General features: G+C 69.9%; 15 protein-coding genes. 4 read left to right on the top strand and 11 right to left on the bottom strand.

Annotated elements, in window-relative coordinates; translation table 11 throughout:
- The first annotated feature begins 342 nt into the window (after positions 1-342).
- The 3 genes from BLV01_RS22535 (at position 343) to BLV01_RS22525 (ending at position 3109) form a co-directional block, all read left to right on the top strand.
- The gene (locus BLV01_RS22535) at positions 343-2226 is read left to right on the top strand and encodes an MFS transporter (RefSeq protein WP_091805467.1); all 1884 of its coding nucleotides are present in this window, start codon (positions 343-345) and stop codon (positions 2224-2226) included.
- Positions 2227-2326: 100 nt separating this feature from the next.
- On the top strand, positions 2327-2659 hold the full coding sequence (locus BLV01_RS22530) for a CD225/dispanin family protein (RefSeq protein WP_091805464.1): 333 nt from the start codon (positions 2327-2329) through the stop codon (positions 2657-2659).
- A 30-nt stretch (positions 2660-2689) separates the two neighbouring features.
- Positions 2690-3109 (top strand): DUF2752 domain-containing protein, encoded by a 420-nt coding sequence (locus tag BLV01_RS22525; protein WP_091805461.1) that lies wholly within the window; start codon positions 2690-2692, stop codon positions 3107-3109.
- Between the two features lie 123 nt (positions 3110-3232).
- On the opposite strand, the gene BLV01_RS22520 is transcribed toward BLV01_RS22525, so the two are convergent.
- From BLV01_RS22520 to BLV01_RS22480, 9 genes are all read right to left on the bottom strand, one after another.
- Positions 3233-6109, bottom strand: a complete 2877-nt coding sequence (locus BLV01_RS22520; protein ID WP_091805459.1) for a TonB-dependent receptor — start codon at positions 6107-6109, stop codon at positions 3233-3235.
- Between the two features lie 92 nt (positions 6110-6201).
- On the bottom strand, positions 6202-7218 hold the full coding sequence (locus BLV01_RS22515) for a FecR family protein (protein ID WP_091805456.1): 1017 nt from the start codon (positions 7216-7218) through the stop codon (positions 6202-6204).
- The gene (locus BLV01_RS22510) at positions 7215-7970 is read right to left on the bottom strand and encodes an RNA polymerase sigma factor (RefSeq protein WP_343124263.1); all 756 of its coding nucleotides are present in this window, start codon (positions 7968-7970) and stop codon (positions 7215-7217) included. The genes BLV01_RS22515 and BLV01_RS22510 overlap by 4 nt, the downstream gene beginning before the upstream one ends.
- Before the next feature lie 463 nt (positions 7971-8433).
- Positions 8434-9348 carry a regulatory signaling modulator protein AmpE gene (gene ampE / locus BLV01_RS22505; protein WP_091805454.1) on the bottom strand — a complete coding sequence of 305 codons (915 nt, stop codon included), beginning with the start codon at positions 9346-9348 and terminating at the stop codon, positions 8434-8436.
- A 211-nt stretch (positions 9349-9559) separates the two neighbouring features.
- The gene (nudC, locus tag BLV01_RS22500) at positions 9560-10444 is read right to left on the bottom strand and encodes an NAD(+) diphosphatase (protein WP_254782736.1); all 885 of its coding nucleotides are present in this window, start codon (positions 10442-10444) and stop codon (positions 9560-9562) included.
- Positions 10445-10535: 91 nt separating this feature from the next.
- Positions 10536-10910: an iron-sulfur cluster insertion protein ErpA gene (erpA, locus tag BLV01_RS22495; protein WP_091805448.1), complete on the bottom strand. Its 375-nt coding sequence runs from the start codon at positions 10908-10910 to the stop codon at positions 10536-10538.
- A gap of 214 nt (positions 10911-11124) precedes the next feature.
- Positions 11125-11910, bottom strand: coding sequence for a DUF6776 family protein (locus BLV01_RS22490; RefSeq protein WP_254782734.1), 786 nt, complete (start codon positions 11908-11910; stop codon positions 11125-11127).
- 32 nt (positions 11911-11942) lie between these two features.
- A complete protein-coding gene (locus BLV01_RS22485) occupies positions 11943-12371 on the bottom strand; it encodes a bactofilin family protein (protein ID WP_091805441.1) in 429 nt (142 codons plus the stop codon).
- A gap of 3 nt (positions 12372-12374) precedes the next feature.
- The gene (locus BLV01_RS22480; RefSeq protein ID WP_175486209.1) at positions 12375-13112 is read right to left on the bottom strand and encodes a DUF6776 family protein; all 738 of its coding nucleotides are present in this window, start codon (positions 13110-13112) and stop codon (positions 12375-12377) included.
- 71 nt (positions 13113-13183) lie between these two features.
- Between BLV01_RS22480 and BLV01_RS22475 the strand changes: the two genes are divergently transcribed.
- Positions 13184-13777 carry a DUF4126 domain-containing protein gene (locus BLV01_RS22475; protein ID WP_091805438.1) on the top strand — a complete coding sequence of 198 codons (594 nt, stop codon included), beginning with the start codon at positions 13184-13186 and terminating at the stop codon, positions 13775-13777.
- Positions 13778-14176: 399 nt separating this feature from the next.
- On the opposite strand, the gene bfr is transcribed toward BLV01_RS22475, so the two are convergent.
- Entirely contained in the window at positions 14177-14653 is a 477-nt protein-coding gene (gene bfr / locus BLV01_RS22470) for a bacterioferritin (protein WP_057946249.1), read from the bottom strand.
- A gap of 256 nt (positions 14654-14909) precedes the next feature.
- Positions 14910-15113 carry a (2Fe-2S)-binding protein gene (locus BLV01_RS22465; protein WP_057949943.1) on the bottom strand — a complete coding sequence of 68 codons (204 nt, stop codon included), beginning with the start codon at positions 15111-15113 and terminating at the stop codon, positions 14910-14912.
- Positions 15114-15238: the final 125 nt, after the last annotated feature.

Genomic DNA, 15238 nt, shown 5'->3' with positions numbered 1-15238 from the left:
GCACGCGCGGCGACCGCGCCATCCGCCGCAGTCGCCCGCGGCCAAGTTCCCGTATCGCTTGCGCGAACGCCGGCCCCAGGACGCCAACTGCGCAGCCCTGTCGCGAGGCCGCATCGCCTCTCGCAGCCCCACCGAGCCTGCGAACCACAGGCGCAGGCAGATGCCGGCCGCCCAACCGGCAACGGTCTAGGCCGACGGCCCACCCGGGCTACTTTTCCGCTACCCGCCCGGTCCCGCCGCGTTCGGCTACACGCCCGCAAGCCCCTTTTGTTAGGCTCCCAGCGCGAATCCTTCGCATGAGCCGCACATCCGGGTGCGGACCCGACCGGACAGCAGGACGGCATGGCGCACAACCAGTTCGCGTTGCTCACCCAACGGCGCTTCCTGCCGTTCTTCCTCACCCAGGCGTTCGGCGCCTTCAACGACAACGTGTACCGGCAGGCGATCATCGGCCTGCTGTTCTACCTGGGCGTCAGCGACGAGCAGCGCACCCTCTATACCAACCTCGCGCCGGCCTTGTTCATCCTGCCGTACTTCCTGTTCTCGGCCACCGCCGGGCAGATCGCCGAGAAGCTGGAGAAACACAAGCTCATCCGCATCACCACGACGATGGAAATCGTCATCATGTCGTTGGCCGCGGTCGGCTTCCTGACCCAGAACATGTCGATCCTGCTGGTCGCGCTGTTCTGCACCGGCCTGCAGTCGACGCTGTTCGGGCCGGTCAAGTATTCGATCCTGCCGTCGGTGCTCAAGCCCGAGGAACTCACCGGCGGCAACGGCCTGGTCGAGATGGGCACCTCGATCTCGATCCTCGCCGGCATGATCTTCGGCGGCCTGATCTTCACCCTGGCCGGCGCGCACGGCCCGATCGTCGCGGCGGTGGCGATCATCGCGCTGGCGGTCACCGGCAACATCGTCAGCCGCCTGATCCCGCGCGCCGACGCCGGCGAGCCGGACCTCAAGATCAACTGGAACCCGATTCCCGAGTCGGTGAAGATCATGCGCATGACCCGGCGCCAGCCGGCGGTGCGCAACTCGATCCTCGGCGTGTCGTGGTTCTGGTTCGTCGGCACGGTGCTGACCTCGCAGCTGCCGGGCTACGCCGAGGACAACCTCGGCGGCGGGCCGACCCTGTACATCTTCGCGCTGGCGCTGTTCTCGATCGGCACCGGCGTGGGTTCGATGCTGTGCGAGAAGCTGTCGGCGCGCACGGTCGAAATCGGTCTGGTCCCTTTGGGCGCGTTCGGCATGACCGCCTTCATGGTCGACCTGTATTTCGCCCATCCCGGCATGGCCACGGCCAAAGACCTGGACGTGAGCGGCTTCGTCCACAGCGCGGGCGCGTGGCGGATCATGATGGACCTGGTCGGCATCGGCGTGTTCGCCGGTTTCTTCGTGGTGCCGCTGTTCGCGCTGATCCAGAACCGTTCGCCGAAGAACGAGCTGTCGCGCGTGATCGCCGGCATGAACATCCAGAACGCGGCCTTCATCGTGCTGGCCGCGGCGCTGGGCGTGATCGTGCAGCGCTTCCTGCACTGGACCATCCCGCAGGTGTTCCTGGCGCTGGGCATCCTCAACGCGCTGGTGGCGATCTACATCTTCACCATCGTGCCCGAGTTCCTGATGCGCTTCCTCAGCTGGGTGCTGGTGCGCGGCCTGTACCGGCTGCGCGTGTCCGGCACCGAGCGCATTCCCGACGAAGGCGCCGCGCTGGTGGTGTGCAACCACGTCAGCTACATGGATCCGCTGATCCTCAGCGCCAGCGTGTCGCGGCCGATGCGCTTCGTCATGTACTACAAGATCTTCAACATCCCGGTGATGAACTGGATCTTCCGCACCGCCAAGACCATTCCGATCGCCGGCGCCAAGGAAGACCCGGAGGTGCTGCGCAAGGCGATGGAGGAAATCGAGGCGGCGCTGGCCGACGGCCAGCTGGTCGGCATCTTCCCCGAGGGCGCGCTGACCAAGGACGGCGAGATCGCGGCGTTCAAGTCGGGCGTGGAACGGATTCTGGAGAAGAACCCGGTCCCGGTGGTGCCGATGGCGCTGCGCGGCATGTGGAGCAGCATGTGGAGCAAGCGCGATTCGCGCCTGCGCCGGATGCGGGTGCCGCGCCGGTTCCGCGCGCAGGTCGAGGTGGTGGCCGATCCGCCGCGCGATCCGCAGGGCTTGACCGCGCAAGCGCTGGAAGCGCAGGTGCGGGCGCTGCGCGGGGATCTGGCCTGAGCCGGCCGCCGCGGTGATGCCGCTGCGGCGCCGGCGCTGCTAGGATGCCCGCAGCCGCCGCCGTTCCGGCGCGGATCGAAGGCTCAGGGGAGAGTCCGCCATGAATCAGCCCGTCGTCGCCGGGTCGCCGTATCCGAATTACCTGGTCTGGTCGATCATCGTCACCGTCCTGGGCGCCTGTTTCTGCTGCCTGATCGGCGCCGCGCCGGGCGTGGTGGCGATCGTGTTCGGCAGCCAGGTGGGCAGCAAGTTCGCCGCCGGCGACGAGGCCGGCGCGCGCCGCGCGTCCGAGCAGGCCAAGCTGTGGTGCTGGATCGGCACCGCGCTGGTCGCCATCGGCGTGCTGTGGACGGCCGTGTCGTTCTTCATCAACGGCGCATCGTTCATGTCGCAGGAGTTCCTGGAGCAGGTGCAGCGCGCGCAGGGCCGCTGAGCCCGCGCCGCCCGCGTCCGCACCGCCGCCATGCAAGCGCCCGCCCGCCATTACGCGCTCGCCGCGACCGTCGCCGCCGGCGGCGCGGTCGCCGCGGCCGGCGCGTGGGTGCTGCAGCGGGTCGATCCCAATGCCACCGGCAGCCCGCTGCCGGGCTGCATGTTCTATCACTTCACCGGGCTGTACTGCCCGGGCTGCGGCATGACCCGCGCCGCGCACGCGCTGGTCCACGGCGACCTCGCCCAGGCGGTGGCGATGAACCCGTTGCTGCCGGTGCTGCTGCTGATCCTGCCGCTGCTGGTGCTGCACAGCCTGGGCTATCGCCTGCCGGTACCGCAGCGGGCGATCGCCGCGCTGACCAGCGCGAAGTTCTGGCTGCCGCTGCTCGGCGGCTTCTGGGTGCTGCGCAACCTGCCGTGGCCGCCGTTCTCCTGGCTCGCGCCGGGCTGAGCCGCACCGGCTTCGTCCGCGGCCGCCGCGCGATCGCGGCCGCCGTCATCGCCGCAATCGCCATCGCCGCCACGCCGTTCTGCCGCGCCACGCTCGCGCCGCCGCGCCGGCGACGCCTGCGGCTCAGAACCGATACATCGCGCTGACCAGGTAATAGCGCCCGACCGGATCGTCGTCGACCAGGCTGTAGCCGCCGGCGTTGTAGTCGTAGTTGACCGGCCGGCGGTCGTTGAGGTTGCTGATGTTCACGCCGAGCAGCCACTTGTCGAAGCCGCCGTAGGTCAGGTCCAGGCCGAGCAGGGTCGCGCTGGGGGTGCTGCAGATCGTGCGGTAGCGGGTCGATCGCGGACAGGCGACGTCCGGCGCGCTCTTGTACACCGTCGCCGGCCCCATGTAGCGAAGATTGAGCGTGGCGTTCCAGTCGCGGTAGGCCCAGCGCACGCTGCCGAGCACGGTGCGGTTGGGCGTGCCGAAACCGGAGTAATCCAGCTCCGCCACCTGCGGATGCACGCCGCGCCGCAAGGTGTCGAGATAATGGCCGTTGAGGCGGAAGGCAAGATTGCCCCAACGCTGCGTCGGCACGCGGTACTCGACGCTCAGCTCCCAGCCGCGCACGTCGGTGCTGCCGTAGTTGTCGAGTTGCCGGGTGATGCCGCTGAGCTGGCCGAACCCGTCGAGCACGCCCTGCTGCGGGAACAGGTTCGGGTACTCGACCGAAGCGGTGGCGACGATCTCGTTGCGGCGATGGATGCGGTAGCGGTCCAGGCTGATCGCCAGTTCTTCGCTCGGCGTCCAGACCACGCCGAAGTTGCGGCTGGTGGAGGTTTCCGGACGCAGCTTGGCGTTGATCCCGCCGAAGACCTCGACCTGGCACAGCCCGATCTCGTTGCCGTCCTCGTCGAACAGCGGCACCGCGCACGGCGCCGGGCTGTCGGCGGCTTCGATCAGCGCCTGCTTGTTGCCGATCGTCAGCGGCCGCCGCAACTCGGCCAGGGTCGGCGCGCGATAGCCCTCGCCCATCGACGCGCGCAGCACCAGCGATTGCAGCGGCTGCCAGCGCAGGCCGTACATGGGCGAGATCTGGCTGCCGTAGCCCGAACTGCGGTCCAGGCGCCAGGCCGCGTTCAACCACAGCTTCTGCAGCAGCGGCACGTCGACCTCGCCGTACAGCGCCGAGGTGTTGCGGCTGGCGCGGCGCGCGTCGAACTCCTGGGCCAACGCCACATGACCCTGGACGAAGTCGTCGTCGGGCCGCGCGCGCAGCACTTCGCGCCGCGCCTCGACGCCGCCGGCCAGCCGGGCCTCGCCGGCCGGCAGTTCGAACAACGGGCCCTCGACGCTGGCGGAGAACATGTCGAGCACGATCTCGCCGCCCATGGTGGTCTGCGGCGCGATTTCGGCCAGCACCTTGGGCTCGTTGGTCGCGGCCTTGTCGAAGCGCAGGGACATGGTTTGGACTTCCTGCGTCACCGCCGGCATGTTGATCAGGCCGGTGATGCGGTTGGCCACCTTGTTGCGGCGCTGGGCGAGGCTGACGTCCCATTCCCACTTGTCGCGCAGGCCTTTCACGCCGACGGTGAAGTCGCGGGTCGTGGTGACGCTGCGGCTGCGGATCGGGCCGACGTCGGAGAACCAGTAATTCAGATACTGGTCGCCCGCCGAGTCTGGATGCGCGGTCGGCAGCCCCAGGGCCGCATTGAACGGCGGGTTCTGCACCTCCAGGCCGACCCGGGTCGCGCGCAGGTCGGCGTAGAACTCCTTGTCCGTGCCGAAGGGCTGGCGGAAATAGGTGTACAGCGCATTGCTGGTGATGCCCGGCTGCAGGCTGACGTAGCGGGCCAAGTCCAGCGAACAACGCGCCTGCACGTCCACCACGCCCGGCTCGGTCGGTTTCTCGCAACCTTCGATCGGCGTGAACCGGTAGTACTCGTCGAAGTACCCGGCGCGATAGCGCCTATCGGCCTGCCCGCTCAAGCGCTGGTCCATCGTCGCCCACTTGCGCTGGCTGCCGATCAGCGGATTGCGGGTGAAATGATCGACGCTGACGAACACGCTGCCGCCGCCGGGCGTCTGCTCGCCGAAGCTGGCGTACTGGCGCTGCTGCTCGGCGTCGCCGCGCTCGGACACGCCGTAGCTGGTGCCGACCTCGGCGCCGCGGTAGTCCTTCTTGAGGATGATGTTGACCACCCCGGCCATGGCGTCGGCGCCGTAGATCGCCGAGGCGCCGCCGTGGGCGATCTCGATGTGGTCGACCATGCTCAGCGGAATGCCGTTGAGGTCGGTCAGCGCGCCGTAGTCGGTCGAGACCAGGCCGTAGTTGGCCATGCGCCGGCCGTCGACCAGGAACAAGGTCGCGCGCGGCCCCAGCGAATACAGGCTGGCCGAGGCGGCGGCCGCCGACGGCACCTGGCTGGCGCCGTTCTCGGTGGCGACGTTGCGCGGGTGGTGGCCGCTCATGCCCGGCAGCAGCCGCAGCACGTCGAACAGGGTCTGGTGGCCGCTGGAGCGGATCTGTTCGTTGGTGATCAGGGTCAGCGGCAGCGAGCTTTCGAACGCGGCCCGGCCGATGCGCGAGCCGGTGACGTGGACGGTGTCGAGTTCGGTCGTGGTCGGCCCGCGCGGGGCCGGCGCCGGCGGGGTCCCGGTCTGTATCGCCGGCTGCGGCCGCGGGCGCGGACGCGGCGCCGGCTGCAGCAAGTAGACATTGGCTTTTACGGCCACCGCGGTGAGGCCGGTTCCCTCCAGCAACTGGGCCAATCCCTCGCGCATCGGCGGCCGGCCGCGCAGGCCGGCGGTGCGCCGCCGCGCCACCAGGGCCGGCGAATAGATCAGCTGCAAACGATTACGGGTGGCGAACGCGTTCAGCGCGTCGTCCAACGCGCCGGGGGAAATGGTGTAGCCATCGGCTGGAATATCGCCCTGGGCGGCCGGCAAAGCCCCGGCAACGGGCGAAAACGTCAGCGCGACGGAAACGATGAACGCATGGGAAATCTTGGCCATCCACCAACCGCATCGATCGGGCTACAGCTGAACCGTGCGCCCCCTGTTGTTGGCGCTGTCCAACCATATCACCGCCGCAGCGGCCAGGGGGCTCAACCCGGATTGCGATGCAGGACGATTTCGTCGTCCGTCGCGCGTTCGGCCTTCAGCGACCAGCCCTGCTCCAGCGCTTCCAGCAGCGCAGCCTGGTCGCCGATGTGGAACACGCCGCTGACCGTGATCTTGCCCAGGTTCGGGTCGGCCAGCCGCAGCTTGGTCGCCGAGTAGCGGTTCATCTCGGTGAGCAACGCGTCCAGGCGCCGGTTCTTGAACACCAGGTCGCCGCCCGGCCAGGACTGGGCGACGCTGAGGTCGAGCGGCTCGGGCGGGGTCATCCGGCCGCTGTGGTCGTAGCTGAGCTGCTGGCCCGGACGCAGCGCGCTGCCGGCCTGGGCCAGGCCGTTGGAGATCATCACCGCGCCCTCGATCAGGCCGACGTTGACCTCGCTGCCGTTCTTGCTGACCTGGAAGGTGGTGCCGATGTCGCGGATGGTGCCGGTGCCGGCCTTGACCGAGAACGGCCGCGCCGGATCGGCGGCGACCTGGAACTGGACCCGGCCGCGGTCGACCTCGACCTCGCGGCGCTCGCCGTCGAAGCGCGCGAGGATCATCGAGTCGGTATCGAGCATGACCTGGGTGCCGTCGGCCAGCCGCAGCGAGCGCTGCTCGCCGACCTGGGTGACGTAGCGAACGGTGTCGGCCGGCGCCGGCGAACGCAGCCAGCCCACGCCGACCACGGTGGCGACCAGCAAGGACGCGACCATCGTCGTCGGCACCCACCAGCGCGAGCGCGCGCTTTCGCGTCCGCTCTGGCGCCAGGCGATGCGCGCGGCGGCCTGCAGCATCTCGTCGCCGGCCAGCTGCGCGGCGGCTTGGTGCACGCGTTCGGCCTCGACGTATGCGGTCACGTTGTCCGCGGACGCGTCGAGCCAGCGCTCGAATTCGGCGCGTTCGCGCGCCGTGCATTCGGGCGAATCCAGCCGCGCCACCCAGGCTTCCGCGCTGCCTTCGTCCGCGTCGGCGACGGCAGGGGCGGTAGCGTTCGTCGATGTGGGCTGTGTCGTATTCATGGCTCGTGCAAGGTCTCGTAGCCGCTTTCCTTCATGCGCGCGCGCAACAGCGCGAGCGCCCGGCCGATATTCTTCTCCACCGCCTTTACAGAAATGCCGCAGTGTTTTGCGATCTGCGTGTAACTCATTCCGTTGATGCGGTTGAGCAGGTAGATCTGGCGGCTGCGCACCGGCAATTGCATGATCGCCGTGCGCACCAGCGCCAGTTCCTGCTCGGTCGCCACGCGCTGGTCGTGGCTGGGTTCGGGCGACGGCAGCGCGTGATAGTCCTCGTCCAGGCTCACGTGCTCCGGCGCGTGCCGGGTCTTCTGCCGGCGTCCGCGATCGTTCAGCGCATTGATCGCGATGCGGTACATCAGGATCTTCAACGCGTCGGCGGGCTGGTCGCGATAACGCAGCATGCGCATCATCGTTTCCTGGGCGATGTCCTGCGCGTCCTCGTGCGACGCCGCCGACTTGCGCAGGAAGGCGATCAAGGCCTCGCGGTTGTCGCGCAGGAATCCGACGAAATGATCGCCGTCCTGCTGCGCCGTCGCGGGTTGGTTCGCTGCCGATGACTCCTCGCCCACGTCCACCTTCGCCCACGCCCCGGTTATCTGCTTCGATACTAGCCCAGCCTCCGTGGCCGGGCGAACGAAGCCCCTCTCCAAGCCCGACCGATCCTGCGCGCCGTTGACCGGCGCCATTGCGATCTGGCCCATGCCGGCTTCGTTCAAGCCGAACTGGAACACCGAGGTGTAGCGATTCGCCAAATCCGACTCCTCCGCAAGCGTGATGACCGGCGCAGGATGCGGAGCGCGTGCCAGGCGGCCACGGGGCCCGGTCTTCGCGCCGGGCTCCCGTGTACGCGTAAAGCGCGTTGCTTCGTCGCTGTCGCCGCTGTCTGGCTGCTGCCGCGGCCGCGCGCCCGAAGGCGCCGGCCCGGTTGCGACCGTCGCTGCGCGCGAATGGCCCCGCCCCCTCGGCAGGACCGCGTTCCGACGTCAGGGGTGGCCGACGGCGGAAGGCTCGCGCGGCTGGCGATTTCTGCGCAACCTGAACTGTCAAACGCAGGGCGACGGACGCCCCCCTACCCTGGCCGTGCGGCGGCGTGCGGAAATTGCGCGAAGCTCCGCGAAATCGTGCGTAACCGGCGACCGCCAGCTGGCGGACGGCCCGCCCGGTGCGGGTGGGGCCGCGGCGCGGCCGGCGGCGACGGCCGCGCGATTCGGTGGATCAGGCGACGAAGCCGGCGATCACGAACAGCGCCAGCACCGCCAGCCACACCAACAGGCTGCGCCAGACCAGGCTCATCGCGTCGCGCAGCTCGGGCACCTCGCCGCCGGCGGCGAGCGCCACGGCCTGGCCCGGCACGCCGGATTCGTTGACGTAGTCGGCGGCCTCCTCGGCCAGCTCGCACTTGACGCTGGCGCGCGCGACCGCGCCGAGGAAGCGGTTGTCCAGGCTGAAGCTCGCGCCGCCGGCTTCGCGCCAGGCGCCGAGCACGGTGTCGAAGTTGCCGACCAGAGCCAGGGCCAGGGTCAACAGCTGCGCGACCGGCCAATCCAGCAGCGCCAGCAGGGTGCGCGCGCCGGCCAGGGTTTCGCCGGGCAGCCGGCGCGAGGCCTCGCCTTCGGCCGCGAGCGCCGTCAGCCGGTAGCCCAGCGCGCCGATCGGGCCGAGCACCAGGAACCAGAACAACACCCCGAACCAACGCCGCAACGCGCTGCGGAACACCGCCTCGACCAGCGAGCCGCCGTCGAGCGCCGGCGTCGCGCCGTCCGGCCACAGCCGCGCGGCGGCCTCGCGCCGGGCGGCGCCGTCGCGCGCGCCGGCCAGCGCCTCCACGTCCAGGTCGAGATCGCGCGGGCCCCAGGCGTAGAACAGGATGAAGATCGCGAACACCAGCCCGCCCAGGCCGATCAGCGGCTCGACCAGCGCCAGCTGGAACAGGCCCACCGCCAGCAGCGGCGGCAGCAATGCGATGACGATGCCCCAGCGTCCGCGCCAGAAGCTGCCCTCGGGAAAGCGGCTATCGATCCAGCGCAGCCAGTCGTCGTACCAGCCGAAGTGACGCAAGGAGGCGGCCAGCGATTGGGCGAGATGGCCGAGCACCAGAGCGACGACGGCGGCGATCAGCGTGACGGACATCGGGCGACGCTCCTGGCGTGGCGAATCTGGCCCCCGGATTCTAGCGCGGCCGCGTGCAGGCGCGGTCGCGTCGGCATGCAGCGCTGCGGCGGGCACAAAAGCAGCGGACCTGCAGGCCCTCTCACAAGAGCAGGTTGCGGCCGATGGCTCTGTGGGAGGGCCCTTCAGGCCCGACGCCTTTCGCTGCGCAGCCGCGCACCCATCATCCCGCTCAACGCCGCAAGCGTTCCTCGGCGGCCAGCCGCCAGTGCTCGATCAGCCAGCGCGAAATCGAAATGCTCGGCGACAGCAGATAGCCCTCGCCATCGTCCGCGCCGCGTTCGCCGCGCGCGATCGCCGCACGGATCTCCTCCAGCGTGAACCAGCGCACTTCCTCCAGTTCCTCGCTGCTGTGCGGTTCGCCGGCCTCGGCGCGCGCTTCGAAACCGAGCATCAGCGCGCCCGGGAACGGCCACGGCTGCGAGCCCAGGTAACGGCAGTCGCGCACGCGCACGCCGGTTTCCTCCAGCACTTCGCGCGCCACGGTCTGCTCCAGCGATTCGCCCGGCTCGACGAAGCCGGCGATCACCGAAAACCGCCGCGGCGGCCACGCCGCCTGACGGCCGAGCAACAAACGCTCGCCGTCGCTGACCGCGACGATCACCGCCGGGTCGGTACGCGGGTAATGTTCGCTGCCGCACTGGCCGCAGCGGCCCAGCCAGCCGGCGCGCTCGAACGCGACCGCGCCGCCGCACACGCCGCAAAAACGGTTGCGGTTGCGCCAGAACTGCAGCGCGCGGGCCTGGGCGAACACGCTGGCGTGCAGCAGCGGCCAGTGCGCGGCCGCGGCGCGCAGGTCGACCCGGCGCGGCGCGTCGAAGGCGACCAGTTCCGCATCGATGGCGAACCAGGCGCCGCCGGCGTCGTCCAGGCCGAGGAAGATCGCCGCGCCGGGGCCGCCGGGGCCGTCGCTGAGCTCGCGGCCGAGCGGCGCGCGCAGGGCGTCGTCGTCGTCGGCCAGGGCGTTGCCGGACGCGTCGAGCACGACGATCCGCGCCTGCGGCCACAATTCGGACAAGGCCTCGGGCTGGGTGCGCAGGTGGTCGGCGCGGTCCAGCGCGGCGCGCCAGGCCGCGTCGGCCTCGACGAAGGCGAACGCACGCGCGGCGTGGCTGAGGGCGGCCTCGGCGGTGTTCACTCGCGCGCGGTCAAACGCCGAACGAGGAACCGCAGCCGCAGGTGGTCTTCGCGTTCGGATTGCGGATCACGAACTGCGAACCGTGCAGGCTCTCGGTGTAGTCGACTTCCGCGCCCATCAGGTATTGCAGGCTCAGCGGGTCGACCAGCAGGGTCACGCCGTCGGTCTGCACCGCCAGGTCGTCCTCGCCCTGCTGTTCGTCGAACTCGAAGCCGTACTGGAAGCCCGAGCAGCCGCCGCCCTGGATGTAGACGCGCAGCTTGAGCGCGTCGTTGCCTTCCTCGGCGATCAGCTCGCGCACCTTGTGCGCGGCCGAGGAGGTGAACTGCAGCGGGCGCTCCAGCGACTGGTAGCCCGGCGCGGAGTTGAGGGTGGCGATTTCCATGCACAAAGGATAAGGCCGCACGCCGCGCATTCAAGCGCGCCAGGCGAACACAGCCAGTCGCGTATTGGCGGGAATCGGGGCTTCGCACCGGTGGAAGCGGACCTGGAGGCCCGGCGTGCGGCCTGGCGGCCGCCGCTGCCCAGGCGCCTGGCGCGGGCGTGGGGCGCATCGGCCTTCGTCGCAGCCGGCCGCGAGCCAGGCCGCGACCGTGCGGTCAAGGCCCGGCGGGACGCACCGCTTCGGCGCTCGCCGCGGCCGCGTCGCGGGTGGCGTCGGCCCAGGTGAAGGACTGCTCGACCGCGGCCCCGGATTGCGGGACCAGGCGCACCGTCACCCGCACCGGGGTCAGGCCGGCGGGGACGAACACGTCGCCCTCGACCTGCTCGAAGTATTTGAACGAGTAGCCCACGCCCGGCGCATCGGCCTGCTGGCGCAGGTCGGTCCAGGCCAGCTTCTCCAGCTTGCCGTTGCGGGTGCCTTCCAGGGCCAGGGTCAGCCGGCCGGCGCTGACCGCGCCGCGGTTGAGGTTCTGGGTCAGGGTGGTGGTGAAGTGCCAGGCCGACGGCGCGCCGTCCTGCGCCTGCATCTTCAGCGCGTGCACGGTGAGGCCGCGGCGCTGGCCGGTGGCGCCGACCAGGCGTTCGTAGAAGGCCACGTCGGCGCGCAGGCCGGAAATCTCTTCGTCGCGCTCGGCCAGGGCGCTCTGCAGGTCGCGGTTGGCCTGGCGGCTGATCGCGTCGGAGCGGCCCAGGGTGGCCACGCGCTGGCGCAGCTGCTCCAGTTCGGCCTGCATCTGGCGCGGGGTCGCCGCGCCGGCGCCGACGGGTGCCGGGGCGGGGGCGTCCTCGCCGCTGAACGAACGCCACAGGCCCCAGGCGCCGAACGCCAGGGCCGCGGCCAACAGCGCCATCGCCGGCAGGCGCCAGCGATGGGACGAAGCGGCGGCGCCGGCCGCCGGGGCGGCGGGCGCAGGTCGGGGTGGGCTGGTGTCCTCGCTCATCCGCCCCAGCGTGAGGGCGGCGGCGGGCCGGCTCAATCCACCAGGGCGCCGGCGGTAATCGCGGCTTCAGGCGGCGGCAGCGCAGCCGCGGCGTCGGCGTGGATCAGGCGGCCGGTCAGCTGCGAGCCGGCGGTCATCTCGACCACCTTGTAATGCACGTTGCCCTCGACCCGGGCCTTGGCCGCCAGCTCGACCCGCTCGCTGGCGTAGACATCGCCGTGCAGGGTGCCGTTGATGATCACCACCGGCGCGCGCACCTCGCCCTCGATGCTGCCGTTCTCGGCCAGGGTCAGGCTGGCCGGCTGGCCGTCGGCGGCGATCAGCTTGCCGATGATGCGGCCCTCGATGTACAGGCCGCCGCTGAATTGCAGGTCGCCGCGGATCACCACCTGCGAGCCGATCATGGTGTCGACCTGGCCTTCGCGCAGGGGAGCCGGTTTGCTGCTGTTGGTCTTGAACATCTGTCAGGTTTCCCCAGTCGTTACGGTGACGCCGCTCTTCCAGGCGAAGCGCTGCTCGATCGAGGCGTTCTCTCCGCGCAACGAAACGCGTATGCGTTGCGCAGTGAAGCCGGCCGGCAGCATCACGCTGCCGTCGAGGGTCTGGAAGTAGCGGAAGGAGTAGTCCTGGGCGGGCGCCTTGGACTTCTGGTGCAACTCGTCCCAACCCACGGTGGCGAGCTTGCCGCCACGCACCCCTTCGACCTGGAATTGCAGCCCCCCGCTGCTCACCGCACCGCGGTTCAGGTTCTGGGTCAGGACGATCTGGTACCGCCAGGTGCCGCCGGCCTCGGCGTGGAACTCCACCGAGTGCACGTTCAGCCCCTTGGCCGGCGCGGTCGCGCCGACCAGGCGTTCGTAGAAGGCGACATCCGCGCGCAGGTCGGAGATTTCCTCCTCGCGCTGGGCCAGCGAGCTCTGGACCTGCTTGTTGGCGGCCCGGCTGACCTGGTCGGAGCGCTGCAGGTTGGCCTCGCGCTGGGCCAGCTTGTCCAGCTCGGACTGGCGCTGGCGCAGCTCGCGCCGGGTCTGGTCGAGCTCGACCTTGAGCTTGGGCAGCTGCGGCGCGGCCAGCGACTGCGACCACCACCAGGCCAGCGCCAGCGATACCGCCCACGCCACGCCCACTGCCGACCAGATATAAGGTCGCTTGTCCGGCTGCTGCTGGACGATGACGAAGCGGGGCGGCGGCGTTTTGCTCATACGGAGACGTCGACGGCCCGCAGCCGCCGGTTTACCTATACTCAACCTTCAATCTTAACGGGAATGCCGCGATGTCCGATGCGCACCTGTTCGCAGTTGGCGTAGTTCTGGCCTGGCTGTCGGGCGTCCGGGTCTACCTGACCGTGTTCGGGGTCGGCCTGGCCGGCATGCTCGGCTGGCTGGACCTGCCGCCGGCGCTGCAGGCGACCGAGTCGCCGTGGGTGCTGGGCGTGTGCGGCCTGCTGACGGTCGGCGAGTTCTTCGCCGACAAGATCCCCGGCGTGGACTCGGGCTGGGATCTGCTGCACACCCTGCTGCGGGTGCCGGTGGGCGCGTTCCTGGCCGCCGCGACGATCTCGCCGGACGGCCAGCTCGGCGCCGGCGCCCTCGCCGCCGGCGCCGGCGTCGCGCTGACCAGCCACCTGCTCAAGTCCAGCTCGCGCGCCCTGCTCAACACCTCGCCCGAACCGATCAGCAACTGGACCGCCTCGATCACCGAGGACGCCGCCGTGATCGGCGTGCTGGCGCTGGCCTTCGCCCACCCCTGGCTGAGCCTGGGCATCGTGGCGACGATCACCGTGGTGCTGGCGCTGATGCTGTGGTGGCTGTGGCGGCTGCTGTTCCGGCGGCGCAAGCGCGAGCCCAAGGCGCTGGAAGCCGGCTGAGGCCGCGATCGCTCCCTGCTCCCGAAAACCGCCGGCCCGAGCCGGCGGTTTCTGCATGTACGCGGGAAATGGCCGAAGCCCCTGCAGGAGCGGCGCAAGCCGCGACCGCGGGACAACCGCTCGGGCCGTTGCTTTCGCCGCAGCTGCGCTGTCGCGGTCGCAGCTTGCGCCGCTCCTGCAGGGAGCGACCGGATTCGCTGAAAGGACAATAAAAAAGCCGCCGGCACGGGGCCGGCGGCTTGGGTTTCGTCTGGCTGGCTCGGCGACGCGTGTCGCCGCGGCTGGCTGGAGAAAGGTCGCCGCTTGCGCGGCTGCGGTCGATCCGTCTGGCTGGCGTGCGCTGGCGGGTGGATCGCACCGCGGCAGGAGCGCGAGGCTCCTGCGCGATTGCGCTTGCGCTTACGACGCGTCTTCGATCTTGGTCAGCAGGTAGTTCTGCTCGCCGATGCGCTCGATCAGCGCCAGCTGCGTCTCGATCCAGTCGACGTGCTCTTCTTCCGAATCCAGGATGTCGGCGAACAGCTTGCGGCTGACGTAGTCGCTGACGGTCTCGCAGTACTTGATCGCCTCGCGCAGCAGCGGGATCGCTTCCAGTTCGAGGGCGAGGTCGCACTCGAGCAGTTCGCGCGGGTTCTCGCCGATGCGCAGCTTGCCCAGCGCCTGGAAGTTCGGCAGGCCGTCGAGGAACAAGATGCGGTCCGACAGCTTGTCGGCATGCTTCATCTCGTCGATGGACTCGTGGTACTCGTGCTCGGCCAGTTCCTTGAGGCCCCAGTTCTTCAGCATCTTGGCGTGCAGGAAGTACTGGTTGATCGCGGTCAGCTCGTTGTAGAGCGCTTTGTTGAGGTATTCGATGACTTTGGCGTCGCCCTTCATGGCCGGCTCCTGCGTTGCGATGGGCGGCACTGTAGCCCTTTCGCGCAGGCCATGACGAAACGCGAATCGTGCGCAACGGTAATCGCGAATCGCTCGCACGCGGCCGCGCGAACTGCGGCGGCGGACACGAAAACGGCCGCGCGAGGCGGCCGTTGCGGAAACTCTTATGTCACCGGATTGCGCTTGGCGAAACCCGGTTTCCGGAGCGGGAACGCCTGCGGCCGCTACGGCGGCGCGGGCGCGGCGCGCGGCCGGGTCAGGCGGCTTGTTGCAGGACCGACAGCGGCAGTTCGCGCACGTTGCGCGCCTGCTCCAGCAGCGAGCCGGCCAGGTCCAGGCAGCTGCCGCAATTGGCGCCGGCGCCGGTGCGCATGGTCAGCTCGGACACGCTGCGGCAACCGGCTTCGGCGGCCTGGCGGATATCGCGGTCGGTGACTCCGTTGCAGATGCAGACGTACACGGCGCTGGTCTTCGGTTGGCAGCCGGCTGGCTGCGGAGCCATTCCGCCACGGATGAGAATGATTGTCAATTAATGGAAGCCCAATTCGGCAAAGACGCCGGCAGGGCCGCCCCGGGACCGGCCGG

The organism is Lysobacter sp. yr284 (assembly GCF_900107375.1).
Taxonomy (GTDB): Bacteria; Pseudomonadota; Gammaproteobacteria; order Xanthomonadales; family Xanthomonadaceae; genus Lysobacter.
This window is presented reverse-complemented; position numbering and strand designations above follow the sequence as displayed.

Bases quoted from the DNA above. Each gene is read 5' to 3' on its own strand.
- BLV01_RS22480 (WP_175486209.1), bottom strand. From the start codon at position 13,112: ATGAGCAAAACGCCGCCGCCCCGCTTCGTCATCGTCCAGCAGCAGCCG.
- ampE (WP_091805454.1), bottom strand. From the start codon at position 9,348: ATGTCCGTCACGCTGATCGCCGCCGTCGTCGCTCTGGTGCTCGGCCAT.
- BLV01_RS22525 (WP_091805461.1), top strand. From the start codon at position 2,690: ATGCAAGCGCCCGCCCGCCATTACGCGCTCGCCGCGACCGTCGCCGCC.
- BLV01_RS22535 (WP_091805467.1), top strand. From the start codon at position 343: ATGGCGCACAACCAGTTCGCGTTGCTCACCCAACGGCGCTTCCTGCCG.
- erpA (WP_091805448.1), bottom strand. From the start codon at position 10,910: ATGGAAATCGCCACCCTCAACTCCGCGCCGGGCTACCAGTCGCTGGAG.
- BLV01_RS22520 (WP_091805459.1), bottom strand. From the start codon at position 6,109: ATGGCCAAGATTTCCCATGCGTTCATCGTTTCCGTCGCGCTGACGTTT.
- BLV01_RS22475 (WP_091805438.1), top strand. From the start codon at position 13,184: ATGTCCGATGCGCACCTGTTCGCAGTTGGCGTAGTTCTGGCCTGGCTG.
- BLV01_RS22490 (WP_254782734.1), bottom strand. From the start codon at position 11,910: ATGAGCGAGGACACCAGCCCACCCCGACCTGCGCCCGCCGCCCCGGCG.
- bfr (WP_057946249.1), bottom strand. From the start codon at position 14,653: ATGAAGGGCGACGCCAAAGTCATCGAATACCTCAACAAAGCGCTCTAC.
- BLV01_RS22515 (WP_091805456.1), bottom strand. From the start codon at position 7,218: ATGAATACGACACAGCCCACATCGACGAACGCTACCGCCCCTGCCGTC.
- BLV01_RS22530 (WP_091805464.1), top strand. From the start codon at position 2,327: ATGAATCAGCCCGTCGTCGCCGGGTCGCCGTATCCGAATTACCTGGTC.
- BLV01_RS22485 (WP_091805441.1), bottom strand. From the start codon at position 12,371: ATGTTCAAGACCAACAGCAGCAAACCGGCTCCCCTGCGCGAAGGCCAG.